Annotated in this window: 13 protein-coding genes; 6 read left to right on the forward strand and 7 right to left on the reverse strand. The window is 72.2% G+C overall.

Annotated elements, in window-relative coordinates; genetic code table 11:
• Positions 1–4 precede the first annotated feature (4 nt).
• A complete protein-coding gene (locus B085_RS0136015) occupies positions 5–1,105 on the reverse strand; it encodes a SchA/CurD-like domain-containing protein (RefSeq protein ID WP_018563450.1) in 1,101 nt (366 codons plus the stop codon).
• A 140-nt stretch (positions 1,106–1,245) separates the two neighbouring features.
• Here B085_RS0136015 and B085_RS0136020 point away from each other — a divergent pair, with 140 nt between their 5' ends.
• Positions 1,246–2,883, forward strand: coding sequence for an FAD-dependent oxidoreductase (locus tag B085_RS0136020; RefSeq protein WP_018563451.1), 1,638 nt, complete (start codon positions 1,246–1,248; stop codon positions 2,881–2,883).
• A gap of 163 nt (positions 2,884–3,046) precedes the next feature.
• Here the strand turns inward: B085_RS0136020 and B085_RS51565 are convergent, their stop codons facing one another.
• The 5 genes from B085_RS51565 to B085_RS0136045 form a co-directional block, all read right to left on the reverse strand.
• Positions 3,047–4,006, reverse strand: coding sequence for a scabin-related ADP-ribosyltransferase (locus tag B085_RS51565; RefSeq protein ID WP_018563452.1), 960 nt, complete (start codon positions 4,004–4,006; stop codon positions 3,047–3,049).
• 290 nt (positions 4,007–4,296) lie between these two features.
• Positions 4,297–4,899, reverse strand: a complete 603-nt coding sequence (locus B085_RS0136030; protein ID WP_202470684.1) for an ATP-binding protein — start codon at positions 4,897–4,899, stop codon at positions 4,297–4,299.
• 149 nt (positions 4,900–5,048) lie between these two features.
• A complete protein-coding gene (locus tag B085_RS0136035) occupies positions 5,049–5,816 on the reverse strand; it encodes an enoyl-CoA hydratase/isomerase family protein (protein ID WP_018563454.1) in 768 nt (255 codons plus the stop codon).
• A 58-nt stretch (positions 5,817–5,874) separates the two neighbouring features.
• Entirely contained in the window at positions 5,875–7,053 is a 1,179-nt protein-coding gene (locus tag B085_RS0136040; RefSeq protein WP_018563455.1) for a L,D-transpeptidase, read from the reverse strand.
• Between the two features lie 202 nt (positions 7,054–7,255).
• Positions 7,256–8,392, reverse strand: coding sequence for an Ig-like domain-containing protein (locus B085_RS0136045; RefSeq protein ID WP_018563456.1), 1,137 nt, complete (start codon positions 8,390–8,392; stop codon positions 7,256–7,258).
• 262 nt (positions 8,393–8,654) lie between these two features.
• Here B085_RS0136045 and glgX point away from each other — a divergent pair, with 262 nt between their 5' ends.
• The 5 genes from glgX (at position 8,655) to B085_RS0136070 (ending at position 18,958) form a co-directional block, all read left to right on the forward strand.
• On the forward strand, positions 8,655–10,937 hold the full coding sequence (glgX, locus tag B085_RS0136050; RefSeq protein WP_018563457.1) for a glycogen debranching protein GlgX: 2,283 nt from the start codon (positions 8,655–8,657) through the stop codon (positions 10,935–10,937).
• Positions 10,938–11,000: 63 nt separating this feature from the next.
• Entirely contained in the window at positions 11,001–12,272 is a 1,272-nt protein-coding gene (locus B085_RS0136055; protein ID WP_106435113.1) for an MFS transporter, read from the forward strand.
• A 34-nt stretch (positions 12,273–12,306) separates the two neighbouring features.
• Positions 12,307–14,151 carry an ABC transporter ATP-binding protein gene (locus tag B085_RS44920; protein ID WP_051102250.1) on the forward strand — a complete coding sequence of 615 codons (1,845 nt, stop codon included), beginning with the start codon at positions 12,307–12,309 and terminating at the stop codon, positions 14,149–14,151.
• Positions 14,148–16,034 (forward strand): ABC transporter ATP-binding protein, encoded by a 1,887-nt coding sequence (locus tag B085_RS0136065; RefSeq protein ID WP_018563460.1) that lies wholly within the window; start codon positions 14,148–14,150, stop codon positions 16,032–16,034. The genes B085_RS44920 and B085_RS0136065 overlap by 4 nt, the downstream gene beginning before the upstream one ends.
• Positions 16,035–16,582: 548 nt before the next feature.
• Positions 16,583–18,958, forward strand: a complete 2,376-nt coding sequence (locus tag B085_RS0136070) for a M4 family metallopeptidase (protein ID WP_026251803.1) — start codon at positions 16,583–16,585, stop codon at positions 18,956–18,958.
• Positions 18,959–19,043: 85 nt separating this feature from the next.
• Here the strand turns inward: B085_RS0136070 and glgP are convergent, their stop codons facing one another.
• Positions 19,044–21,680: an alpha-glucan family phosphorylase gene (gene glgP, locus B085_RS0136075; RefSeq protein ID WP_026251804.1), complete on the reverse strand. Its 2,637-nt coding sequence runs from the start codon at positions 21,678–21,680 to the stop codon at positions 19,044–19,046.
• Positions 21,681–22,108 lie beyond the last annotated feature (428 nt).

The following is a 22,108-nucleotide window of genomic DNA, read 5'->3' on the forward strand; positions in this document are numbered from 1 at the left end:
CGGGTCAGGACGTGGCCGCGCTGCGGTCGGTGACCATGCGCATGTCGCACTCGACGAGGAACCGCTTCATGCCCTGCTCGTCCGCGAGGTCCCAGTCGGGACCGAGGTCGAGCAGCCTGGCGAGCACGCCGGCCTTGTGCTTGCCGGCGGCGCCCACGGCGACGAGCGGAACCTCCTCCACCGGGACCCGCAGGTCCACCAGTCGCACCACGATGTCCTCGCGGAGGTAGACGGTGCTGCGCGCGAGCGGCCCCTTCGGGACGTCCACGGCCTCCTCGTCCTGCTGCGCGAGCATCTTGGCGACGGCCGGGCCGGAGCCCGCCTTGGCCGGGTAGATCAGGGCGTGCCGGCTCAGGGATTCCGGCCGGTCGGCGCCCCTGGCGACGTGGTGCACGGCCGGGAGCGCGGCGCGGGCGAAGAACTCCCGTGCCGAACCCGGGTCGTTGAGGTCCCGGTCCACCTCCAGATAGGGGTTGATGGCTTCCTCGACCGCCCGCACCTCGGGCTGGCGGGCGACGTGACGCAGTGCCCTGGCCAGGTCTCCCTCCACCTCCACGGCGCGCACGACACGGTTGCCGTGCATGAACAGCGAGGTGCGGCACAGCCGCGTGTTCTCGTCGACCACGGCCTGCGGCGAGGTGTAGCCGGACAGGATGTCCGCCACCTTCTGTTCGCTGCCGGGCTTCACGGTGAAGGTGATGGCGTGGCGGATGATCCCGTCCCCGACCCGCGGCACGGTCTGCATGCGACCGGACTCGTAGGAGGTACGGGTCTCCCGCAGCACCCCGAAGCGGAGCGAGCGGGTGTCCTTCACGCAGCCGTGCATCGGCTGCACCATCTCCAGATGGGTCGGGCTGTCCACCCAGGCGAGGAAGTGCAGCGCACTCTCCCACTCACTGGTGATCAGCCATTGCGAGGGATTTTCGATCGACTGGCACAACTGGTCGCTGACGTGTCCTGGCACGGCAGCCACGTGGCGGCACATCTGGTCATACGCATCAAGAAACCGCTGCTCGGCGCCGTCCTCGACTTCAAGCATGAGGACGACGCGCAGGCGATTGCCATCGAGCGCGGACTGCGAGACCTTTTCGGCCTGGGCCGGCATATTCCACCTCTTCCGAGAGCTAGCAACCCCCGAGGTCCGTCGTCCAACGATCGTGCTGTGGTGGCCCAACCGGTGCGAGATATGTGATCCAATTGGGTGACGGGCGAAAATACCCCCGGTAATCGGGCATCAAGGGAGCTATGACTCCACAGGCCGAAGACCGGGTTCCGGTCCTCATCGTGGGGGGCTCCCTCGTCGGGCTCTCCAGCTCGGTTTTCCTGGGCCGACTCGGCGTCCGGCACGTCCTCGTCGAGAAGCACCCGGGTACCTCCATCCACCCCCGTGGCCGCGGCAACAACCTGCGGACCATGGAGCTGTTCCGCACGGCGGGGGCCGAGCCGCTGATCCGGCGGGCCGCCTCCGTACTCGCCGACAACCACGGCATCCTGCAGGCCGAGTCGCTGACCTCGGACAACGCGGAGTGGCTGTTCCGGGAGATCGACCCGGGCGGCCGGCTGTCCGGCATCAGCCCCAGCGGCTGGTGCCTGTGCAGCCAGAACGACCTGGAGCCGGTGCTCCTGGACTACGCCCGCACGCTCGGCGGCGACCTGCGCTTCAGCACCGAGCTGGTCTCGTTCACCCAGGACGACGACGGTGTCACCTGCGAGCTGATGGACCGCGAGACCGGCGAGCGCAGCACCCTCAGGACCGACTACCTGGTCGCGGCCGACGGCCCGCGCAGCCCGGTGCGCAGCGCCCTGGGCATCGGCCACACCGGCCGCGGCGACCTGTTCGCCAACATCAGCGCGACCTTCCGCGCCAAGCGGCTGGCCGACGCGGTGGGCGACCGCTACTTCATCGCCTGCTACCTGACCAATCCGGACGCCGACGGTGTGCTGCTGCCCGTCGACAACCAGGAGAACTGGGTCTTCCACGCGCCCTGGCACCCCGAGCGGGGAGAGACGACGGAGGACTTCACCGACCAGCGGCTGGCCGCCCACATCCGTACCGCGGTGGGTGTGCCGGACCTGGAGATCGAGATCACCGGCCGGGCGCCCTGGCGGGCCGCGGAGCGGGTCGCCGACTCCTACGGGCGCGGGCGGGTGCTGATGGCCGGCGACTCGTGCCACGAGATGTCCCCCACCGGGGCGTTCGGCTCCAACACCGGTATCCAGGACGCCCACAACCTGGCGTGGAAACTCGCCGCGGTCACCGGCGGCTGGGCCGGGCCGGAGCTGCTGGAGACGTACGAGGCCGAGCGCCGCCCGGTCGCCGTGGCCACCAGCGAGCGGGCGTCGGCCCGTTCCGCCGAGCACGCCCACCCCGGTTACGCGCCGCCGGCCGGCGGCGGACCCCAGAAGGGCGTCCTGGTGGTCGCGCTGGGCTACCGCTACCCCGAGGGCGCGTTCCTCGGCGCGGACCCGGGGCGCCCGGTCGTGCCCGAGGACTTCCGCCCGGTCGCCGAACCCGGCGGCCGTTCCCCGCATGTGTGGGTGACCACCCGGGACGGCGAGCGCCGCTCCACGCTGGACCTGTACGAGCGCTCCATGGTGCTGCTCACCGGCGACGGTCCGAAGGGCACGGCCTGGCACGACGCGGCCCGCGCGGTCGCGGAGCGCCTCGGGGTACCGCTGGAGGCCTACCGGCTCGGCGAGTCCACCCAGGCCGACCTGGTGCCCGAGGCGGGCACGGACTGGACGGCGGTGCACGGCATGACGCCGAGCGGCGCGATCCTGGTCCGCCCCGACGGTTTCGTCGCCTGGCGGAGCCGTGACACCGTGGAGGACCCCGCGGCGACGCTGGAAGAGGTGCTCACCGCGGTGCTGCGCCTGCGCTGACCGTCGCCCCGCGGGCGGCACCGCGGGACGGTCGACCGGATGACGGCGGCCGCCACGCTCATGGGAGCGCTGGTGGCCGCCGTTCGTGTTCGCCGGCGCCCCGCCCCGGGTGCGGTGACCGGCCGGGGCCGGTCACCGCACCCGCACGACGAGCAGGGCGCCGTCAGCCCACCGGGCCGTCCCCGGCCTCCACCGAGGACCGGGGCGCGCCCGGCTGTGCGGCGGGCGGCGTGCCCTGCTGGACGGCCGGCGGGGCAGCCGGCGGGGCAGCCGGACGTCCGGCCGGTGGCTTGCCCTGCTGGACCGCCGGAGGCGCGGAGGGCCGGGCTGCCGGTGGTGTGCCCTGCGGGGCGGCCGGCGGGACGGAGGGCCGGGTGGAGGGCCTGGCGGCCGGTGGTGTGCCCTGCGGGGCGGCCGGCGGGACGGAGGGCCGGACGGCCGGTGGCTTGCCCGGCTGGGCGGCGGACGGGGCGACGGGCTCCTTCACTCCCGTCCATTCGGGGGCGGGCCAGCCGCGCCACGGCGAGTACGCGGGGTTGGGCACGCACCGTGCCGTGACCTCGGCCTTGGTGGCCTTGTCCACCGGGCAGGCCTTCACGATGAACTGCCGGGCGATGCCCCCGGGGAAGACCACGCCCGTGCGGGCCGAGCGCAGCTCCCGGGTCCCGAGGGTCTCGTCGAGCTCGATGCCCCCGGGGGCGTCGATGTAGTAGTGGTAGGCGGTCGTCTGCTGCTTGAGGAACTCGCGGTCGTAGGTGGTGGTCACGAACGGCGAGGGCTGCTCCCGCCGGGCGTAGGCCTGGAGGTCGTACTCGCCGTCGCCCACGTCCTCGGGACGCAGGCCGTCCTTGAAGACGGCCTCCGGCGGGCGGTCGTCGCCGCGGAAGAGGGCGTTGCAGTTGGAGCGCCAGGCCGGCTCGTCCGGCCTGATCCGGTCGAGGTCGACGCTGGTGTCCGCGGCGGCGTAGAGCCGGTCGGGAACGACGGGGCACCATTCGGGGACGGCCGGGTCGCGTGGAAGACCCGGGACGACGGCCGCGGCGGCCGTGCAGACGGGGAGTGCGAGCACCCCCAGGGAAAGGGCGGCGGCGCAGAGCCGGCGCAGTGTGCGCAGTGCGATCATATGCCCACGATCACCCCGGTATAGCCCGGTCGCCGGAATACTCACCCTTGTCGGCGTGTCCCGCCGGAAGACGAAAGAGGCCCCTGCGCATCGTTGTGCGACGCTGCTGGGGCCTCTCGATTCGTCGTGGAGCCAGGGGGTGTGATCCACGACGCCATGGGACGACCGAGCCCGGGTCATGGGGGGTCGTTACTCCATAACTATACGAGACATCGCCGCCGAAACCTCACGATGTAGGAGTGAGGTGGGACACTGACCTTGCAAACGCAGGTCAACTGTTCATTTGCCGTTCAGCGGTCCATGACCCGCATTTCAAACCAGGTGGTCTTGCCGCGCGGCAGCAGGTCCACGCCCCAGCGGTCGGCGAGCTTGTCGATCAGGAAGAGCCCCCGCCCGCTCACGTCCATCTCGCGCACCGGCATCAGGCAGGGCAGCGCCCGGGACGGGTCGCGCACCTCCACCCGGATCCAGCCGCGGCGGCGCAGCATGCGCAGACCGAAGGTGCGGGCCCCCGTGTGACGCACGGCATTGCCCACGAGTTCGGAGACGAGTAACTCGACGACGTCGTCGAAGTGGGGAAGGCCCCAGAGCCGCAGCACCGACCGGGCGAGCCGTCGGGCCGTGGCCGCGGACTCCGGGCGCGAGGAGAGCCGCACCTCGTCCACGGAGGGATTCCCCAACAGATCGAGGGACGTCGCCGCCAGATCGTCGACCGCCGTGGGCGGCCACCCCGCCGCCGGTGCCGTTACCCGCTGCGGCTGCTCAGATGCTCCCTGCTGCCCCGCCATGCTCTCATGATGGCCGTACGCAACGGCGGTTCGGGGCGGATCGGGGGAATTGACGGGGCGGAACGCGTCATTCCGAGTTGCCGTACTGGCATATGTCAAAGGCAATGATGGATCTCACACAGCCCCTCTCACCTGCACGAAGAGCTCGTCCGAGACGAAAGGACGGCGAAATCGGCGCGGGCCGCCTTAAGGTCCTCTTAAGGTCGGCTTAAGGCGACCCGTCGGGTGCCGACTGTCACTCAACCGGGTTGGTCCTAGCGGAACTTCGCCTTGCCCGGACCGTCCTCGACGAAGCTGCGCATGCCGGTCGTACGGTCCTCGGTGGCGAACAGCCCAGCGAACAGGTTGCGTTCGATGGTGAGGCCGGTCTCCAGATCGGTCTCCAGGCCGGCGTCCACCGCCTCCTTGGCCGCGCGCAGCGCCAGCGCCGGCCCGCGGGCCAGGCGCTCGGCCCAGGCGCGTGCCTGCGCGTACACCTCCCCGGCCGGGACCACCTTGTCCACCAGGCCGATGGTCAGGGCCTCGTCGGCCTTGACCATGCGGCCGGTGAAGATGAGGTCCTTCGCCTTGGCGGGGCCCACCAGGCGCGACAGTCGCTGAGTGCCGCCCGCGCCGGGAATGAGGCCGAGCAGGATCTCCGGCTGGCCGAGCTTGGCGTCGTCCGCGGCGATCCTGATGTCGGCGCAGAGCGCGAGTTCACAGCCGCCGCCGAGGGCGTAACCGGTCACGGCGGCCACCACCGGCTTGGGGATCCGGGCGACCGCCGTGAAGGAGTCCTGCAGTGCGCGGGCCCGCACGGCCATGGCCTCGTAGTCCATGACCTGCATCTCCTTGATGTCCGCGCCCGCCGCGAACACCTTCTCGCCGCCCCAGATCACGACGGCCCTCACGTCCTCGCGCCCGGACGCCTCCTCCGCGACCTCGCGGAGCCGGTCCTGGGTCGCGATGTCCAGGGCGTTCATCGGAGGGCGGTCCAGGCGGATGGTGCCGACACCCTCGTCGACCTCGAGATTAACTGTCATGGCCGACGAGGGTATCCGTGAACGCCCGTTTACGCTGCGACGTGCCTCACGGGGCGCGTCAGGAGGCGGGGGTCCACTGGCTCCACGGCAGGTTCCAGCCGTTGAGCCCGTTCCACCACTGCACGGTCTTGTCGTGGGAGTTCTTGACCTCCACGACGTCGCCGATCATCGAGTTGTTGTAGAACCACGACGACGGGGTGTTGCCGTTGCCGCCGCGCACGTCCCGCAGGCCCACACAGCCGTGGCTGACGTTGGAGTTGCCGAACGTGCCGGGCGACGCCCAGTAGTTGCCGTGGATGAAGGTGCCCGAGGTGGTCAGCCGCTGGGCGTTCGGCACGTCCTTGATGTCGTACTCGCCGCCGAAGCCCACGGTGTCGCCGTTCATGCGGGTCACCTTGTACCGCTCGGTGATGACCATCTTGCCGTTGTAGGTCGTCGTGCCGGGCCCACCCGAGGTGATCGGTATGGTCTTCGTCAGCTTGCCGTCGCGGTAGACCTTCATCGTGTGCTTCGCGGCGTCCACGATGCTCACCTGGCTGCGGCCGATGGTGTAGTGCACGTCCTTGGACTGGGTGCCGTAGACGCCCTTCGCCGCCTCGACGCCGTTCAGCCGCAGGGACAGGGTGATCTTGGTGCCCTTGGCCCAGTACTTCTCGGGACGGAAGTCGACGCGCTGGTCGCCGTACCAGTGGCCGACGACGGGCACGGAGGGGTTCGCGGTCACCTTGATCGCGTCCTGGACCGCCTTCTTGTCGGTGATCGCCCGGTTGAACTTGAGCGAGACCGGCATGCCGACGCCGACCGTCTGGCCGTCCTCGGGGGTGAAGAAGCCGATGAAGGTGTCCTTCGGGGTGACCGTGGTGAAGCTCGCGTGCTTGGCCGACTCACGGCCGGCGCCGTCCTTGGCTATCGCGTCCACCGAGTACTTGGTGGAGGTGCCGAGCGTCTCGGTCGGCTCCCAGCTGGTGCCGTCGGTGGATATCTTGCCCTCGACCGGGTCACCCTTGCCGCTCTTCACCACGACCGAGGTCAGCTTGCCCTTGCCGGCGGTGACCTTGAGGTCCCCCGTCGTGGCCACTTCGTCGGCGCCGTCCTCCGGCGCGATGGTGACGACGGCCTGCGACTCGGTCGTGTCGCCCTTGCCGCCCTGCGAGGCCGAGGCCCCCGGCTTGGCCTTGTCCCCGTCCTTGCTGTCGCCGCTGGCGCTGCCCCCGCACGCACTGACCAGGAGCAGCATCGCCCCCACCGCCAGGGCCAAGGTGGTCCGCCTCGCGCCCGGCGCGCCCTGTATCGCCTTCAACTGTCTTCTCCCCAAAACCGGCCCGTGGCCCCGTGGCCCAAGTGTGAGTCCCCCTCACCCTGCGCTTAGAGAACCACACGGAACCGGCGTTGGGGATCCCGGTATTGTCACCGTTCCGTCCCAGTCGCCGGGCCCGGCCTCAGGCGCCTGCCGCCCACTGTTCCCAGGCCATGTTCCAGCCGCCGAGACCGTTGTCGGGAGAGACGGTCCGGTCGTGGGAGTTGACGACGGTGATGAGGTCGCCGACGAGCGAGTGCGCGAAGAACCAGCCCGCCGGGGTGGCCGTGCCGCCGCCCTTCACGTCGAAGAGCCCGACGCAGCCGTGGCTGGTGTTGGCCGCCCCGAAGGTGCCGGGTGCCGCCCAGTAACTGCCGTGCACGAAGGTGCCGGAGCGGGTGAGCCGCATGGCGTGCGGGACGTCGGGGATGTCGTACTCGCCGCCGAAGCCCACCGTGTCCCCGTTCATCCGGGTCAGCCGGAGCTTCTCGGAGATGACCATCGAGCCGTTGTACGTCGGGTTGGACGGGGCGCCCGCCGAGATCGGCAGGACGCGCGTCACCTGCCCGCCGCGGCGCACCGTCAGGGTGTGCGCGGCGGCGTCCACGGTGCTGGTCTGGTCCCGTCCGATGTCGAAGGTGACGTCCTTGGACTGCACCCCGTAGACGCCGGGGGCGGTCTCGACGTCGCGCAGCCGCAGCGAGAGCGTCACCTTCGTGCCGGGACGCCAGCGCTCGCGGGGACGGAAGTCGAGGCGCCGGTTGCCGAACCAGTGCGGGGCGATCTCCACCGCGGGTGAGGAACCGACGCTGACGGCACGCTCGACGGCCTCGCGGTCGGCGACCGGCCGGTTGAAGTCCAGGGAGACGATCATGCCCGTGCCGACGGTCTGGCCGTCCTCGGGCGTGAAGTAGCCGATCAGGGTGTTCTTGGGGACGAGGGTGGTGAACACCGCGTGCTTGGCGGCGCGGCGACCGCCCGTGTCCTCGGCGACGGCGTCCACCGTGTACTTCTCCGAGAGCGACAGCCTCGACCGCGCGTGCCAGCGGGACCGGTCGGCGGTGAACACGCCCTCGACCGCCTCGCCGTCCCCGTCCTCGACGTGCACGGAGGTGAGCCGGCCGTCCTCGGCCTCGACCGTGAAGGGGTCGTCCGCCTCCACGTCACGCGCACCGTCCACCGGAGTGATCCTGATCCTCGCCTCGGACACCTTCGGGGTGTCGTCGGCCGGCGCACCGCTGTCCGCGGGCCCGAACCCGAGCCCGCACGCCGTCAGCATCCCCGCCAGCCACATGGCGGTGGCAAGCCCCGCCCCCGCGCGCAGAGCGCGCCGCACCGCAGTCGTCACGCTCGGTCAACGACCGGACGGCCCCGGGGAAACGTCCGCGATGCCCACGATCGATCACGCGTGTGACGCCTCGGGGTGAACGGGAAGGTAAAGCGGGAGGGCGCGACGCGCGCGCGGAGGGACACCGCGCCGCGCACGGGCACGGCCGGCGCCGGCCGGGTCCGGCGTCCCCCGAGCCGCAGGAGGCGAGCACGTGTCGGAGACGCGCGAGGACGAATCGGTCGGCCGGTCCGGAAAGCTGCGCCCGAACGGCCACCGGACCGCCCCTGTGGCCGTGCCGCTGCCGCGCCCGGAGACCGCCCCGGCGGTCTCCGGGCCCGCCGGGGCCGGGGACACCGTGGTGTGGCCGGGCAGCCCGCAGCCGCTGGGGGCACGCTTCCACACCGGCCCCGACGGACGCCCGGGCACCAACTTCGCCCTGTGGGCGGGCGGCGCCGAGTCGGTGGAGCTGTGCCTGTTCGACGACGAGGGGGCCGAGACCCGGGTCCCGCTGACCGAACTGACCCATGAGATCTGGCACGGCTTCGTGCCCGGCGTGCTGCCCGGCCACCGCTACGGCTACCGGGTCGGCGGCCGCTGGGACCCGTGGACCGGTGCCCGCTGGAACCCGGCCAAGCTGCTGCTGGACCCGTACGCGCGGGCGGTCGACGGCGACTTCACGCTGCCCCCCGAGGTGTACGCCCACGTCCGCGACTGGCCGGAGCAGGCGGTCGCCGACACCGTGCGGGACAACCGCGACTCGGCCCCGTACGTGCCCAAGGGCGTCGTGGTGGACGACGACGACCCCTGGACGGACGACCGCCGGCCCAAGACGCCCTGGGCCGACTCCGTCATCTACGAGGTGCACGTCCGCGGCTTCACCATGCGCCACCCCGGCATCCCGCCCGAACTGAGGGGCACCTACGCCGGGCTGGCCCACCCGGCGGCGATCGAGTACCTCACCGGCCTCGGCGTGACGGCCGTCGAACTGCTGCCGGTGCACCAGTTCGCCCACGAGGACCATCTGCTCCGCCGCGGCCTGCGCAACTACTGGGGCTACAACTCGATCGGCTACTTCGCCCCGCACGCCGGCTACGCCGCCACCGGCACCCGCGGACAGCAGGTCGGCGAGTTCAAGCGGATGGTGCGGGCCCTGCACGACGCGGGGCTGGAGGTGATCCTCGACGTCGTCTACAACCACACCGCCGAGGGCAGCGAGTTCGGGCCCACCCTCTCCCTGCGCGGCATCGACAACCACGGCTACTACCGGCTGGCGGGCGACGCGCGCCGCTACGCCGACTACACCGGCTGCGGCAACACCCTCCACGTCGTCCAGCCCCAGGTGCTCCGGCTGATCACCGACTCGCTGCGCTACTGGGTGACCGAGATGGGCGTCGACGGCTTCCGCTTCGACCTCGCCGCGGCGCTCGCCCGGTCGATGCACGACGTCGACATGCTCTCCCCCTTCCTCGCCGTCATCGCCCAGGACCCGGTGCTGCGCCGGGTCAAGCTCATCGCCGAGCCCTGGGACGTCGGCTCCGGCGGCTACCAGGTCGGCGCCTTCCCGCCGCTGTGGACGGAGTGGAACGACCGCTACCGCGACACCGTCCGGGACTTCTGGCGCGGCAGCCGGCACGACGTGCGCGACCTGGGGTACCGGCTGTCCGGTTCCAGCGACCTGTACGCGTGGGGCGGGCGCCGTCCGTACGCCTCGGTCAACTTCATCACCGCCCACGACGGCTTCACCCTGCGTGACCTGGTGACCTACGAACACAAGCACAACGAGGCCAACGGCGAGGACAACCGCGACGGCACCAACGACAACCGGGCCTGGAACTGCGGCCACGAGGGCGAGACCGACGACCCGGCCGTGGGCGAGCTGCGCCGCCGCCAGCTGCGCAACATGCTCTCGACGCTGCTGCTGTCGACCGGCGTGCCGATGCTGGTGGCCGGGGACGAGACGGGCCGCACCCAGGGCGGCAACAACAACGCGTACTGCCAGGACAACGAGATCAGCTGGCTGGACTGGTCGCTGCCGGAGGATCCGGCCTGGGCCTCGCTGCGCGACCTGACCGCCCGGCTGATCGCACTGCGCCGGGCGCACCCCGTGCTGCGCCGGCGGGCCTTCTTCTCCGGCCGGCCGCAGTCCGCCGGGGGACTGCGGGACCTGGCCTGGTTCACCGCGCAGGGCCGGGAGATGACCGACGGCGACTGGTACGGCCCCACGTCCACGCTCGGGATGTACCTGTCGGGCGCCGACATCCCGCACCACGACGCACGCGGCCGTCCGGTGACCGACGACAGCTTCCTGGCCGTCTTCCACGCCTCCCACCGTCCCGTCCGCTTCACGCTGCCGGGCGGCCCGTGGGCCCGGGAGTACGAGCTGCTGCTCGACACCTCGCGGGAGGACCAGGCGGAACCGCCGGGCACCCGGCACCGCGGCGGGCGGGCGCTGACGGTGCCGGGCAGGACGGTGCTGCTGCTGCGCGCCGTCTGAGGGACGAGACGCGGCGGCAAAGGTGTGGACTCGGCCGATTGGTCCAGTCCACACTGGTCGGCCGTGACCTCCGCACCTCCGCCCTCGCCGCCGTGCGCCTCCGCCCTCGCCGCGCCGGCCGCCCCCCGGGACCCTTTGTGGTCACGGGGGTTCAGCCTGTACTTCACCGCCCGCAGCGTCGCCATGCTCGGCGACTCGATGCTGCCCGTCGCCCTGTCGGCGGGACTGCTCCAGCACGGGTACGGCGCCGGGGACATCGGCTACGCCATGGCCTCCTTCACCGCCTGCTTCGCCGGGCTGGTCGTCCTCGGCGGGGTGTTCGCCGACCGGTTCAGCGCCCGCGGCCTGATGATCGGGGCGGATCTGGCGCGGGTCGCCACGCAGTCGCTCGCCGCCTGGCTCTTCTTCTCGGGGCACGTCGTGCTCTGGCAGATCTGCGTGATCGGCGCGGTCAACGGCGTGGCGGGCGCCATGTTCCAGCCGGGGGTGGCCAGCACGGTGCCCCAGGTGGCCCGGGACGTCCAGGAGGCGAACGGGGTGGTGCGCACCGCCGAGTCGCTGATGGCGCTGGCCGGCCCGGCGCTCGCCGGAGTGCTGGTGGCCTTCACCTCCGCGGGCGGGGTGTTCGCCGTGCACGCCGGCACCTACGCCGTGAGCGCCGTCTGCCTGCTGCTGCTCCGGCTGCCGGGGCGCACCGCCCGGCAGGCGCGGGACGCCGGCGCGCGCACCGGTTTCCGGGCCGACCTGGTGGAGGGGTGGCGGGAGTTCCGGGCCCGCACCTGGATGTGGTCGGTGATCGTCATCTGGATGGGCTTCATGATCCTCGTCATGGGCCCGGTGACCCCGCTGGCGGCCGGGGAGATCCTGCCCGAGCACGGCCCGAAGGCGTACGGCCTGGTCTCCTCCGCGCTGGGCGCCGGCACCGCGCTCGGCGGGCTGCTGGCGATACGGGTGCGGCCGGCCCGGCCGCTGCGGGGCGGGGCCGTGGCGCTGTTCGGGTTCGCGCTCTACCCGGCGGCGGTCGGCGCCGGGCTGCCGGTGCCCGCGGTCGCGGCGGCGGTGCTGGTCGCCGGGACGGCCTGGGCGTTCTGGAGTGTGATGTGGGCCACCAGCGTCCAGACCCAGGTGCCCGGCGAGATCCTCAACCGGATCCATGCGTACGAGGTCGCCGGATCGGTCGCCATGCTGCCCGTCGGCCAGGCCCTGGCGGGGCCGGCGGCGGGCCTCCTCGGCGCGCGCCCGGTGCTGCTCGCCGGGGGTGCGGTGACCCTGCTGGTGTGCGTGGCGCTGCTGGCGGTGCCCGCCGTGCGCGACCTCGGCCGAAAATCCGGGTGAGCGTTGTCGGCGGTCGCACGTACCCTCTGAAACGATGCCTGAGTCGACCAACCAACCCGAGCCCGAACGTTCCCGATCCGCGGTGCGCTCACTGCTGCGCCTGTGGCCGTACGTGAAGCCGGTCAGCCACCGGCTGTTCGGTTCCGCGGGTGTGGCCGTGGTCGCGTCCTGCCTGGCACTGCTGATCCCGCTGGTCCTGAAGTGGATCGTGGACGGTCCGGTCGCCCACCGCGACCCGTCCGGGGTGTGGCTCGGGGGTGGGCTGGTGCTGCTGCTCGGTCTCCTGGAGGCCGGGCTCTTCGGTGTTCGGCGCTGGCTGGTGGCGCGTCCCATGGCCGGGCTCGAGGCCACGATGCGGGCCGACCTGTACCACCGGCTGCAGCGCCTGCCGGTGTCCTTCCACGACCGCTGGGGCTCGGGCCAGCTGCTCTCCCGGGCCACGAACGACCTGCAGATCCTGCGGATGTTCCTGACCTTCCCGATGGTCTTCCTCGCGGTCAACACCGCCACGATCGTCGCGGGCTTCGCCATCCTGTTCGTGCAGCAGTGGTCGCTGGGGCTGATCCTGCTGGGCCCGGTCGTGCCGCTGGTGATCCTCTGCTCGTACTTCGAGGCGCGGTACCAGGTGGCCACCCGCACCGCCCAGGACCAGGTCGGCGATCTGACCACGCTGGTCGAGGAGTCGGTGCTCGGCATCCGCATCATCAAGGCCTTCGGCCGGCACCGCAGCCAGGCCGAGGCCTTCCACCGGCAGTCGCGCGAACTGCGCGGCACCGAGCTGCGCAAGGCCCGGCTGCTGGCCGACCTGTGGATGGTCATCGTCGGCCTGCCGGACGTCGCGCTCGGCGCGGCGCTGGTCCTGGGCGTGGTGCAGGTCGCCGACGGCGACCTGTCGGCGGGCACCCTGGTCGCCTTCCTCTCCACGGCGCTCGCGCTGCGCTGGCCGGTGGAGTCGCTGGGCTGGCTGCTGTCCTTCAGCAATGAGGCGGCCACCGCCGCCGACCGCGTCTTCGAGGTCCTGGACACCGAGGTCCCGCCGGAGACCGGCACGGGCACGGGCACCGGCACGGGCACCGCAGAGGAGGGGCAGCCCGCCGACGGCATCCGCTTCAGCGCCGTGCGCTTCCGCTACCCCGACGCCCCCGAGGGCACCCCCGACCTGCTCACCGGGGTCGACCTGCACATCCGCAGCGGCGAGACCGTGGCGCTGGTCGGCGCGACGGGCAGCGGCAAGACGAGCCTGACCTCGCTGATCCCGCGGTTGTACGAGCCGACCGGCGGCCGCGTCACGCTGGACGGCACCGACGCCGCGCTGCTCACCCGCTCCGCGCTGCGCTCCCTGGTCGCGACGGCCTTCGAGGAGCCCACCCTGTTCTCCGCCAGCGTGCGGGAGAACGTGCTGATGGGCGCGCCCGGCGCCGACGAGGCGGACCTGCTGCGGGCACTGGAGATCGCCCAGTGCGACTTCGTCCACAAGCTCCCGCAGGGTGTGGACACCCAGGTCGGGGAGCAGGGCCTGAGCCTGTCCGGCGGTCAGCGGCAACGGCTCGCGCTGGCCCGCGCGGTCGTCGGCCGCCCCCGCTTCCTGGTGCTGGACGACCCCCTGTCCGCCCTCGACGTGCACACCGAGGCCCTCGTCGAGGCGGCGCTGCGCCAGGTGCTGTCCACCACGACGGCACTCGTGGTCGCCCACCGTCCCTCCACGGTGATGCTCGCCGACCGGGTGGCCCTGCTGTCGGAGGGCCGCGTCACCGCGGTCGGCACCCACCAGGAGCTGCTGACCTCCTCCGCGGCTTACCGCCGCCTGATGTCCGGCCAGGACGGGAGCACTCCCGCCGCGCCGGACCGCCCGCAATTCGAAGGGAGCAGCACCCGATGACCTCCGTCGCCCAGTCGCAGCCCGCCGAGAAGTCGGCCGACGAGGAGCCGGCGGGGAACCGGGAGTCCGGGGAGGCACGGGAGGGCCGGGAGGACGACGCTTTCGACCAGGACCGGCTCCCGGCGCCCGAAGGGGCGTCACGCGCGCTGCTGCGCGAACTGGTCGGCCCGCACCGGCGGCGCGTGTGGCTGGCGGCCGTACTCCTGCTGCTGCAGCAGGCGGCCGTGCAGGCGGGCCCGCTGATCGTGGCGGTGGCGATCGACCGGGCCATCCCGGCGCTGCGCCGCGACGACCACGGCCCGCTGATCGCGGTGGCCGTCGGTTACATCGGCTGCGCCGTGGCGGGCGGCCTGCTGCAGCGCACGTTCATCCGGCAGGCCGGCCGGATCTGCCAGGACGTGCTGGTCGAGCTGCGCAGCCGGATCTTCCGGCACGCCCAGGCGCTCGGCCTGGACTTCCATGAGCGGTACACCTCGGGCCGGATCATCGCCCGCGCCACCTCCGACGTGGAGTCGATCCGGGAGCTGCTGACCGAGGGCCTGCAGGAGCTGCTGAACGTCGGGCTGTCGGTGCTCTACATCTCGGCGGTCCTGCTGTGGCTGGACTGGGGGCTCGGCCTGTTCGCGCTCGCCACCGCGGTGCCGCTGGTGGTGACCGTGCGGATCTTCAGGCGCCGGTCGGCCAAGGTCTACACGCTCCGCTCCGCGGCGATCGCCGCCGTCATCGTGCGCTTCACCGAGACGATGAACGGCATCCGGCCCGTGCAGGCCTTCCGCCGCGAGAAGGCGAACGACGAGGCCTTCGACGAGCTCAACGCCACCCACCGCAAGGCCAACGGCGACGCGATACTGGAGATGGGCCGCTTCACCGTCGGTTCCTGGCTGATCGCCAACACCTCGGTGGCGCTGGTGGTGGTGTGGGGCGCGTACCGCGTGGCCTCCGGCTCGCTCGCGCTGGGCGTGCTCGCCGCCTTCGTGCTCTACCTGCGGCGGCTGTACGCGCCGATCGACCCGCTCGGCATGTTCCTCAACTCCTACCAGTCGGCGGCCGCCTCGCTGGAGAAGATCGCCGGGCTGCTGGCCCAGCGGCCCTCGGTGCCCGAGCCGCGGACGCCGCGGACACTGCCGGCCACGGAGGCGGACGTTCCCGGCCGCGAGGTCGTCTTCGATCAGGTCCGCTTCGCCTACCGCACGGGCGGCGAGGTGCTGCCCCGCTTCGGCCTGCGGCTGCCCGCCGGGCAGACGGTCGCGGTGGTCGGCGCCACCGGCGCGGGCAAGTCGACGCTGGCCAAGCTGCTGGCCCGGTTCTACGACCCGACCGACGGCCGGGTCACCCTGGACGGGGTGGACCTGCGCGACCTGGCCCTGCCCGAACTGCGCCGAGGGGTCGTCATGGTGACCCAGGAGGCGTTCCTCTTCTCCGGCACCGTCGCCGAGAACATCTCCATCGGCCGCCCGGAGGCCACCCGCGAGGAGATCGAGGCGGCCGCCAGGGCGATCGGCGCCCATGACTTCATCACGGCGCTGCCCGAGGGCTACGACACCGACGTGCGCAAGCGCGGCGGCCGCATCTCGGCGGGCCAGCGCCAGTTGGTGGCCTTCGCCCGCGCCCTGCTCGCCGACCCGGCGGTGCTCATCCTGGACGAGGCGACCTCCTCGCTGGACGTGCCGGGCGAGCGCGCGGTGCAGCAGGCGATGCGCGAGGTGCTGCGCGGCCGCACGGCCGTGATCATCGCGCACCGCCTGTCGACGGTGGAGATCGCGGACCGGGTGCTGGTGATGGACCAGGGCCGCGTCGTGGAGGACGGCACCCCGGCCGAACTCATCTCCGGCGCGGGACGCTTCGCCGATCTGCACCAGGCCTGGCGCGACAGCCTCGTGTAGGGCCGGCGGCCGGTGGATGCCGCGCCGGTCGTCCGGCTGCGCGCCGTCTCGCGCCTTCGGGAGCAACCGGCCTGCTGCGGACGGGAGGGCGGCGGTCCGGGGCCGGTCGGCCGTGTGCGGGTAGGTGGGTGGCTCGGGTTCAGGCGCCACGCACCCGCCCGCACACTGCCGAGGAGAGGCGATCCACCCTCCCGTCCGCAGCCGGCCGCCGTGCGCCCGAACGGCGCGAGGCGAACCCGCGCCCGCCCACCGGCACCACCCCCACCCACCGGGACCGTTCGCCCCGCCCTGTCCGGAATGCGAACCCGCCGTCCCCCTCAAAGGACGAATTCGGCCAACTTCTCGTCACGTACATGACACCAAGCGGTGAACAGTGGCACTCTTCCCCCGGTCGGCCGTCAGTACGCCCACACACCGCACCACCTCGTGCTGACGCACCGTCCGAACTCCGCACGTCCCACCCGCACGGCTAGTTCCGCCCGGGCAGCACACCCCGTCTGCCCGGCTGTCCCCGGCCGCCAACCGCGGCCGACGCAGTAGGAGTCCGAGTGAGACGATCCCCCCGCAAGGCTGTCGCGGCCGCCAGTGTGGTCGCCACCGCCGCATTCATCGCCGTCGGCATACCGGCCACGTCCGCGACGGCGAACGCCGCCCCCCACACGAGCCAGCTCCGCACCGGAGCCCTCGAGGCGAAGCTCACCCCCGCCCAGCGCACGGCGCTGATCAAGAGCGCGAGCGACCGCACCGCGGTCACGGCCCGGTCGCTGGGTCTGGGCAGCAAGGAGAAACTGGTCGTCAGGGACGTCGTCAAGGACGCCGACGGCACGCTGCACACCCGCTACGAGCGCACCTACGCCGGGCTCCCCGTGCTCGGCGGCGACCTCGTGGTGCACACGCCCGCCAAGGGCGCCGGCACGGTCGGCACGACGTTCAACACCAGCCAGAGGATCACGGTCGCCTCGACGACGCCAAAGGTCGTCGAGTCCGCCGCGACCACCGCCGCGCTGAAGGCCGCCAAGTCCCTGGACGCGAAGGCGCCCGTCGCCGACGACGCCCGCAAGGTGATCTGGGCCGGCCAGGGCACCCCGAAGCTCGCCTGGGAGACCGTGGTGAGCGGGCTGCAGGACGACGGCACGCCGAGCCGGCTGCACGTCGTCACCGACGCCGCGACCGGCAGGGAGCTCCACCGGTACCAGGACGTCAAGACCGGTACCGGCAACACCCAGTACAGCGGCCAGGTGTCGCTGACCACCACGCTGTCCGGCTCGACGTACCAGCTGAACGACACGACCCGCGGCGGCCACAAGACGTACAACCTCAACCGCGGCACCTCCGGCACCGGGACGCTGTTCACCGACGCCGACGACGTCTGGGGCGACGGCACCGGCTCCAACACCCAGACCGCGGGCGCCGACGCCGCCTACGGCGCGCAGACGACCTGGGACTTCTACAAGAGCACCTTCGGCCGCAGCGGCATCCGCAACGACGGTGTCGCCGCGTACTCGCGGGTCCACTACAGCAGCGGCTACGTCAACGCCTTCTGGGACGACAGCTGCTTCTGCATGACCTACGGCGACGGCTCGGGCAACACCCACGCGCTGACCTCGCTGGACGTCGCGGGCCACGAGATGAGCCACGGCGTCACCTCCGCCACGGCGAACCTCAACTACTCCGGGGAGTCCGGCGGCCTGAACGAGGCGACCTCCGACATCTTCGGCACGGGCGTCGAGTTCTACGCGAACAACGGCAACGACATCGGTGACTACCTCATCGGTGAAGAGATCGACATCAACGGCAACGGCACCCCGCTGCGCTACCAGGACAAGCCGTCCCGCGACGGCACCTCGCCGGACAACTGGTACTCCGGCATCGGCAACCTGGACGTCCACTACTCCTCGGGCCCGGCGAACCACATGTTCTACCTGCTCTCCGAGGGCAGCGGCGCCAAGGTCATCAACGGCGTGAGCTACAACAGCCCGACCGCCGACGGCATCGCCGTCACCGGCATCGGCCGCGCCGCCGCGCTGCAGATCTGGTACAAGGCGCTGACCTCGTACATGACGAGCAGCACCAACTACGCGGGCGCCCGCACCGCCGCCCTGAACGCCGCCCAGGCGCTGTACGGCGCCGGCTCCGCCCAGTACGCGGGCGTGCAGAACGCCTTCGCCGGCATCGGCGTCGGCAGCCACGCGCCCGTCTCGGGCGTCACGGTCACCAACCCGGGGAACCAGAGCAGCACCGTGGGCACCGCGGTCAGCCTGCAGATCCAGGCGAGCAGCACCAACAGCGGCGCGCTGAGCTACGCGGCGAGCGGCCTGCCCTCCGGCCTGTCGATCAACGCCTCCACGGGCCTGGTCTCCGGCACCCCGAGCACCGCGGGCACGTACACCACCACGGTCACGGTCACCGACTCCGCCGCGAAGACCGGCACCGCGTCCTTCACCTGGACCGTCACCACACCCGGCAGCTGCGCCTCCGCCCAGCTGCTCGGCAACCCCGGCTTCGAGTCCGGCAGCGCCTCGTGGACGGCCTCCAGCGGTGTGATCACCAACTCCAGCAGCCAGGCCGCCCACGGCGGTTCGTACAAGGCGTGGCTGGACGGCTACGGCTCGACCCACACCGACACGCTCTCCCAGTCGGTGACCGTTCCGGCGGGCTGCAAGGCGACCTTCACCTTCTGGCTGCACATCGACTCCGCCGAGACGACCACCAGCACCCAGTACGACAAGCTGACGGTCACCGCCGGGTCGACCACCCTGGCCACCTACTCCAACCTCAACAAGGCCTCGGGCTACACCCAGAAGTCCTTCAGCCTGAACGCCTTCGCCGGCTCCACCGTCACCCTGAAGTTCACCGGCACCGAGGACTCCTCGCTGCAGACGAGCTTCGTGGTCGACGACACCGCGGTGAACACCAGCAGCTGACCCCCCTCGGCTGACCGCGCACTCCGGGCCCCGGCCGTCGTCGACGACGGCCGGGGCCCGGTCCCGTTCCCGCGGGGCGTCCGGCTCAGCGCAGCACGCCCGCCGTCATCCCCGTCGCCTCGGGCGGCACGGCGATCAGCCCGAGCTCGGCGACCGAGGCGAGCAGCCGGTGCGTCGGCAGGACGCGGACGGTGTAGCCGAAGGGTCCGGTGCGGTCGAGGGCGAGCGGGCCCTCGAAGAGCCAGCGGCCCTCCAGGTCCGGCCGTCCGCCCGGCTTGAGGGAGACCACCGTCGGGTCGGCGATCCGGTCGGACTCGTCGACGCGCCCGGACACCACCTGGACGTCCACGTCCCCGGGCTCCAGGCCGCCGAGGGCCACCTGGACCCGCAGGGTGAGCGTCGTCCCGAGCTCCGGTGAGCCGCCGACCGAGGCACCGGTCTCCACGTGGTCGACGGCGACCATGGGCCACTGTTCGCGCACCCGCCGCTTCCACGCGGCGAGTTCGACGCACTCCCCGCCGCCCGCCAGGCGGTGGGCGCGCGCGGCGGGCGCGTACAGCCGGGTCACGTACTCGCGGACCATGCGCCCGGCGAGGACCTTCGGCCCCAGGGTGCTCAGGGTGTGCCGCACCATCTCGATCCAGCGGACCGGCAGACCCGACGCGCCGCGGTCGTAGAAGCGGGGGGCGACCTGGTTCTCGATCAGGTCGTACAGGGCCGCGGCCTCGATGTCGTCGCGGCGGTCGGGGTCGCCGGCCGCGCCGAAACCGTCGGCGGTGGGGATCGCCCACCCGTTGTTGCCGTCGAACCACTCCTCCCACCAGCCGTCCAGGACGGACAGGTTGAGGCAGCCGTTGAGCGCGGCCTTCATGCCGGAGGTGCCGCACGCCTCCAGCGGCCGCAGCGGGTTGTTCAGCCAGACGTCGCACCCGGGGTAGAGGTGCTGGGCCATGGCCATGTCGTAGTCCGGCAGGAAGACGATGCGGTGCCGCACCCGGGGGTCGTCGGCGAAGCGCACCAGCTCCTGCACCAGCCGCTTGCCGCTGTCGTCGGCCGGGTGCGCCTTGCCGGCGACGACCATCTGGATCGGCCGGGCCGGGTGCAGCAGCAGCTCCATCAGACGGTCCTGGTCGCGCAGCATCAGGGTGAGCCGCTTGTACGACGGGACCCGGCGTGCGAAGCCGATGGTCAGCACGTCCGGGTCGAGGACGTCGTCGACCCAGCCCAGCTCGGCGGAGCCGGCGCCGCGCTGCCGCCAGGAGGCGCGGACCCTGCGGCGCACCTCCCGCACCAGTTGTTCGCGCAGCTCCCGGCGGAGCTCCCAGATCGTGGCGTCGGGGATCCGGAAGACGCTCTCCCAGGTGTCGGCGAGACCGGTGGTCATCGCGTCCTCGGCGTTCTGGGCGCCGGCCTGCCGGGCGCCGAGCCGGAACACCTCGGGCGCCACCCAGGTGGGGGCGTGCACGCCGTTGGTGATGGAGGTGATCGGCACCTCCTCCGGGTCGAAGCCCGGCCACAGTCCGGCGAACATCTCGCGGCTGACGCCGCCGTGCAGGGTGGACACTCCGTTGGCGCGCTGCGCGAGCCGCAGCCCCATCACGGCCATGTTGAAGACGTTGGGGTCGCCGCCGGAGTAGGTCTCCATCCCCAGCTCCAGCACCCGCTGGACGTCCACGCCGCGCAGCTCGCCCTCGTCGCCGAGGTGCCGGGCGACCAGTTCCCGGTCGAAGCGGTCGATGCCCGCCGGTACGGGGGTGTGGGTGGTGAAGACCGTGCCGGCCCGCACGGCCTCCAGGGCGGAGTCGAAATCCAGCCCTTCTCCGTCGGCCGCGAGCTCGCGGATGCGCTCCAGGCCGAGGAAGCCCGCGTGGCCCTCGTTGGTGTGGAAGACCTCGGGCGCCGGGTGCCCGGTCAGCGCGCAGTAGGTGCGTACGGCACGGACGCCGCCGATGCCGAGCAGCATCTCCTGGAGCAGCCGGTGCTCGCTGCCGCCGCCGTAGAGGCGGTCGGTGACGTCGCGTTCGTTGGGGTGGTTCTCCTCGACGTCGGAGTCGAGCAGCAGCAGCGGGACCCGGCCGACCCTCGCCAGCCACACGTGGGCGCGCAGGCTTCGGCCCCCGGGGAGGTCCAGGGTGACCAGGACGGGGCCGCCGTCCTCGTCCCGCAGCAGCGACAGCGGCAGCTCGTTCGGGTCGAGCACCGGGTAGTGCTCCTGCTGCCAGCCGTCCCGGGACAGGGACTGGCGGAAGTAGCCGTGCCGGTAGAGCAGGCCGACCCCGATCAGCGGCACGCCCAGGTCGCTGGCGGCCTTGAGGTGGTCGCCGGCCAGGATGCCGAGGCCGCCGGAGTACTGGGGCAGCGCGGCGGTGATCCCGAACTCGGGTGAGAAGTAGGCGATGGCGGAGGGGAGTTCCCCCTCCTCGGCGGCCCCTTGGTACCAGCGCGGATTGCCGAGGTAGTCGTGGAGGTCCTCGACGGCGGTGCCGAGCCGGCGGAGGAACCTGCGGTCCTTGGCGAGGGCGTTCAGCCGGTCCTTCGAGACGGCGCCGAGCAGCCGCACCGGGTCGCCGGCCGCGGCTCTCCAGCCCTCGGGGTCGACGGACTGGAACAGCTCACGGGTCTCGTTGTGCCAGGACCAGCGCAGATTCTGCGCGAGCTCCCCCAGGGGACGTAGTGGTTCGGGCAGGACGGTTCGCACGGTGAATCGACGAATAGCCTTCACATCTCCGACGGTAGCGGCATCTTTCGGTGCGGTGGCGACAACCGGGGACCCAACATCCCGAACCCGGGCGCCGCCACGCGGCACCCGTGCCCTGGCGTACGGGGACGTCACGGGCGTCCCGGGCCCCCCGCCCGCGGGCCGGCGGGCGCCTCGTCAGCGTGTCGGGCGGCGGCTACGACCACTGCGGCACGGCCGTGGCCGCGGCGCACCAAGGGGGCTACGACGTACGGCCGGGGACGGGGTCACGGGCGGCGGCCCGGCGCCCCCGGCGGCCGTGCGCGCCGGGCCGCGGGACGGTGGCCGGTTGTCTTCGTCCGGGCGCCGCCGGGGGCGCCGGGAGCGCAACTTACGCGCCAGTACCCCTTCCCGGGGAGTATTCGACCGTCATCCAATGGGCAGGCTCACCCTTGCGCGACGCGGCGCCGAAC

Origin of the sequence: Streptomyces sp. BoleA5, assembly GCF_000373665.1 — a bacterium.
In the GTDB taxonomy this organism is placed as follows: Bacteria; Actinomycetota; Actinomycetes; order Streptomycetales; family Streptomycetaceae; genus Actinacidiphila.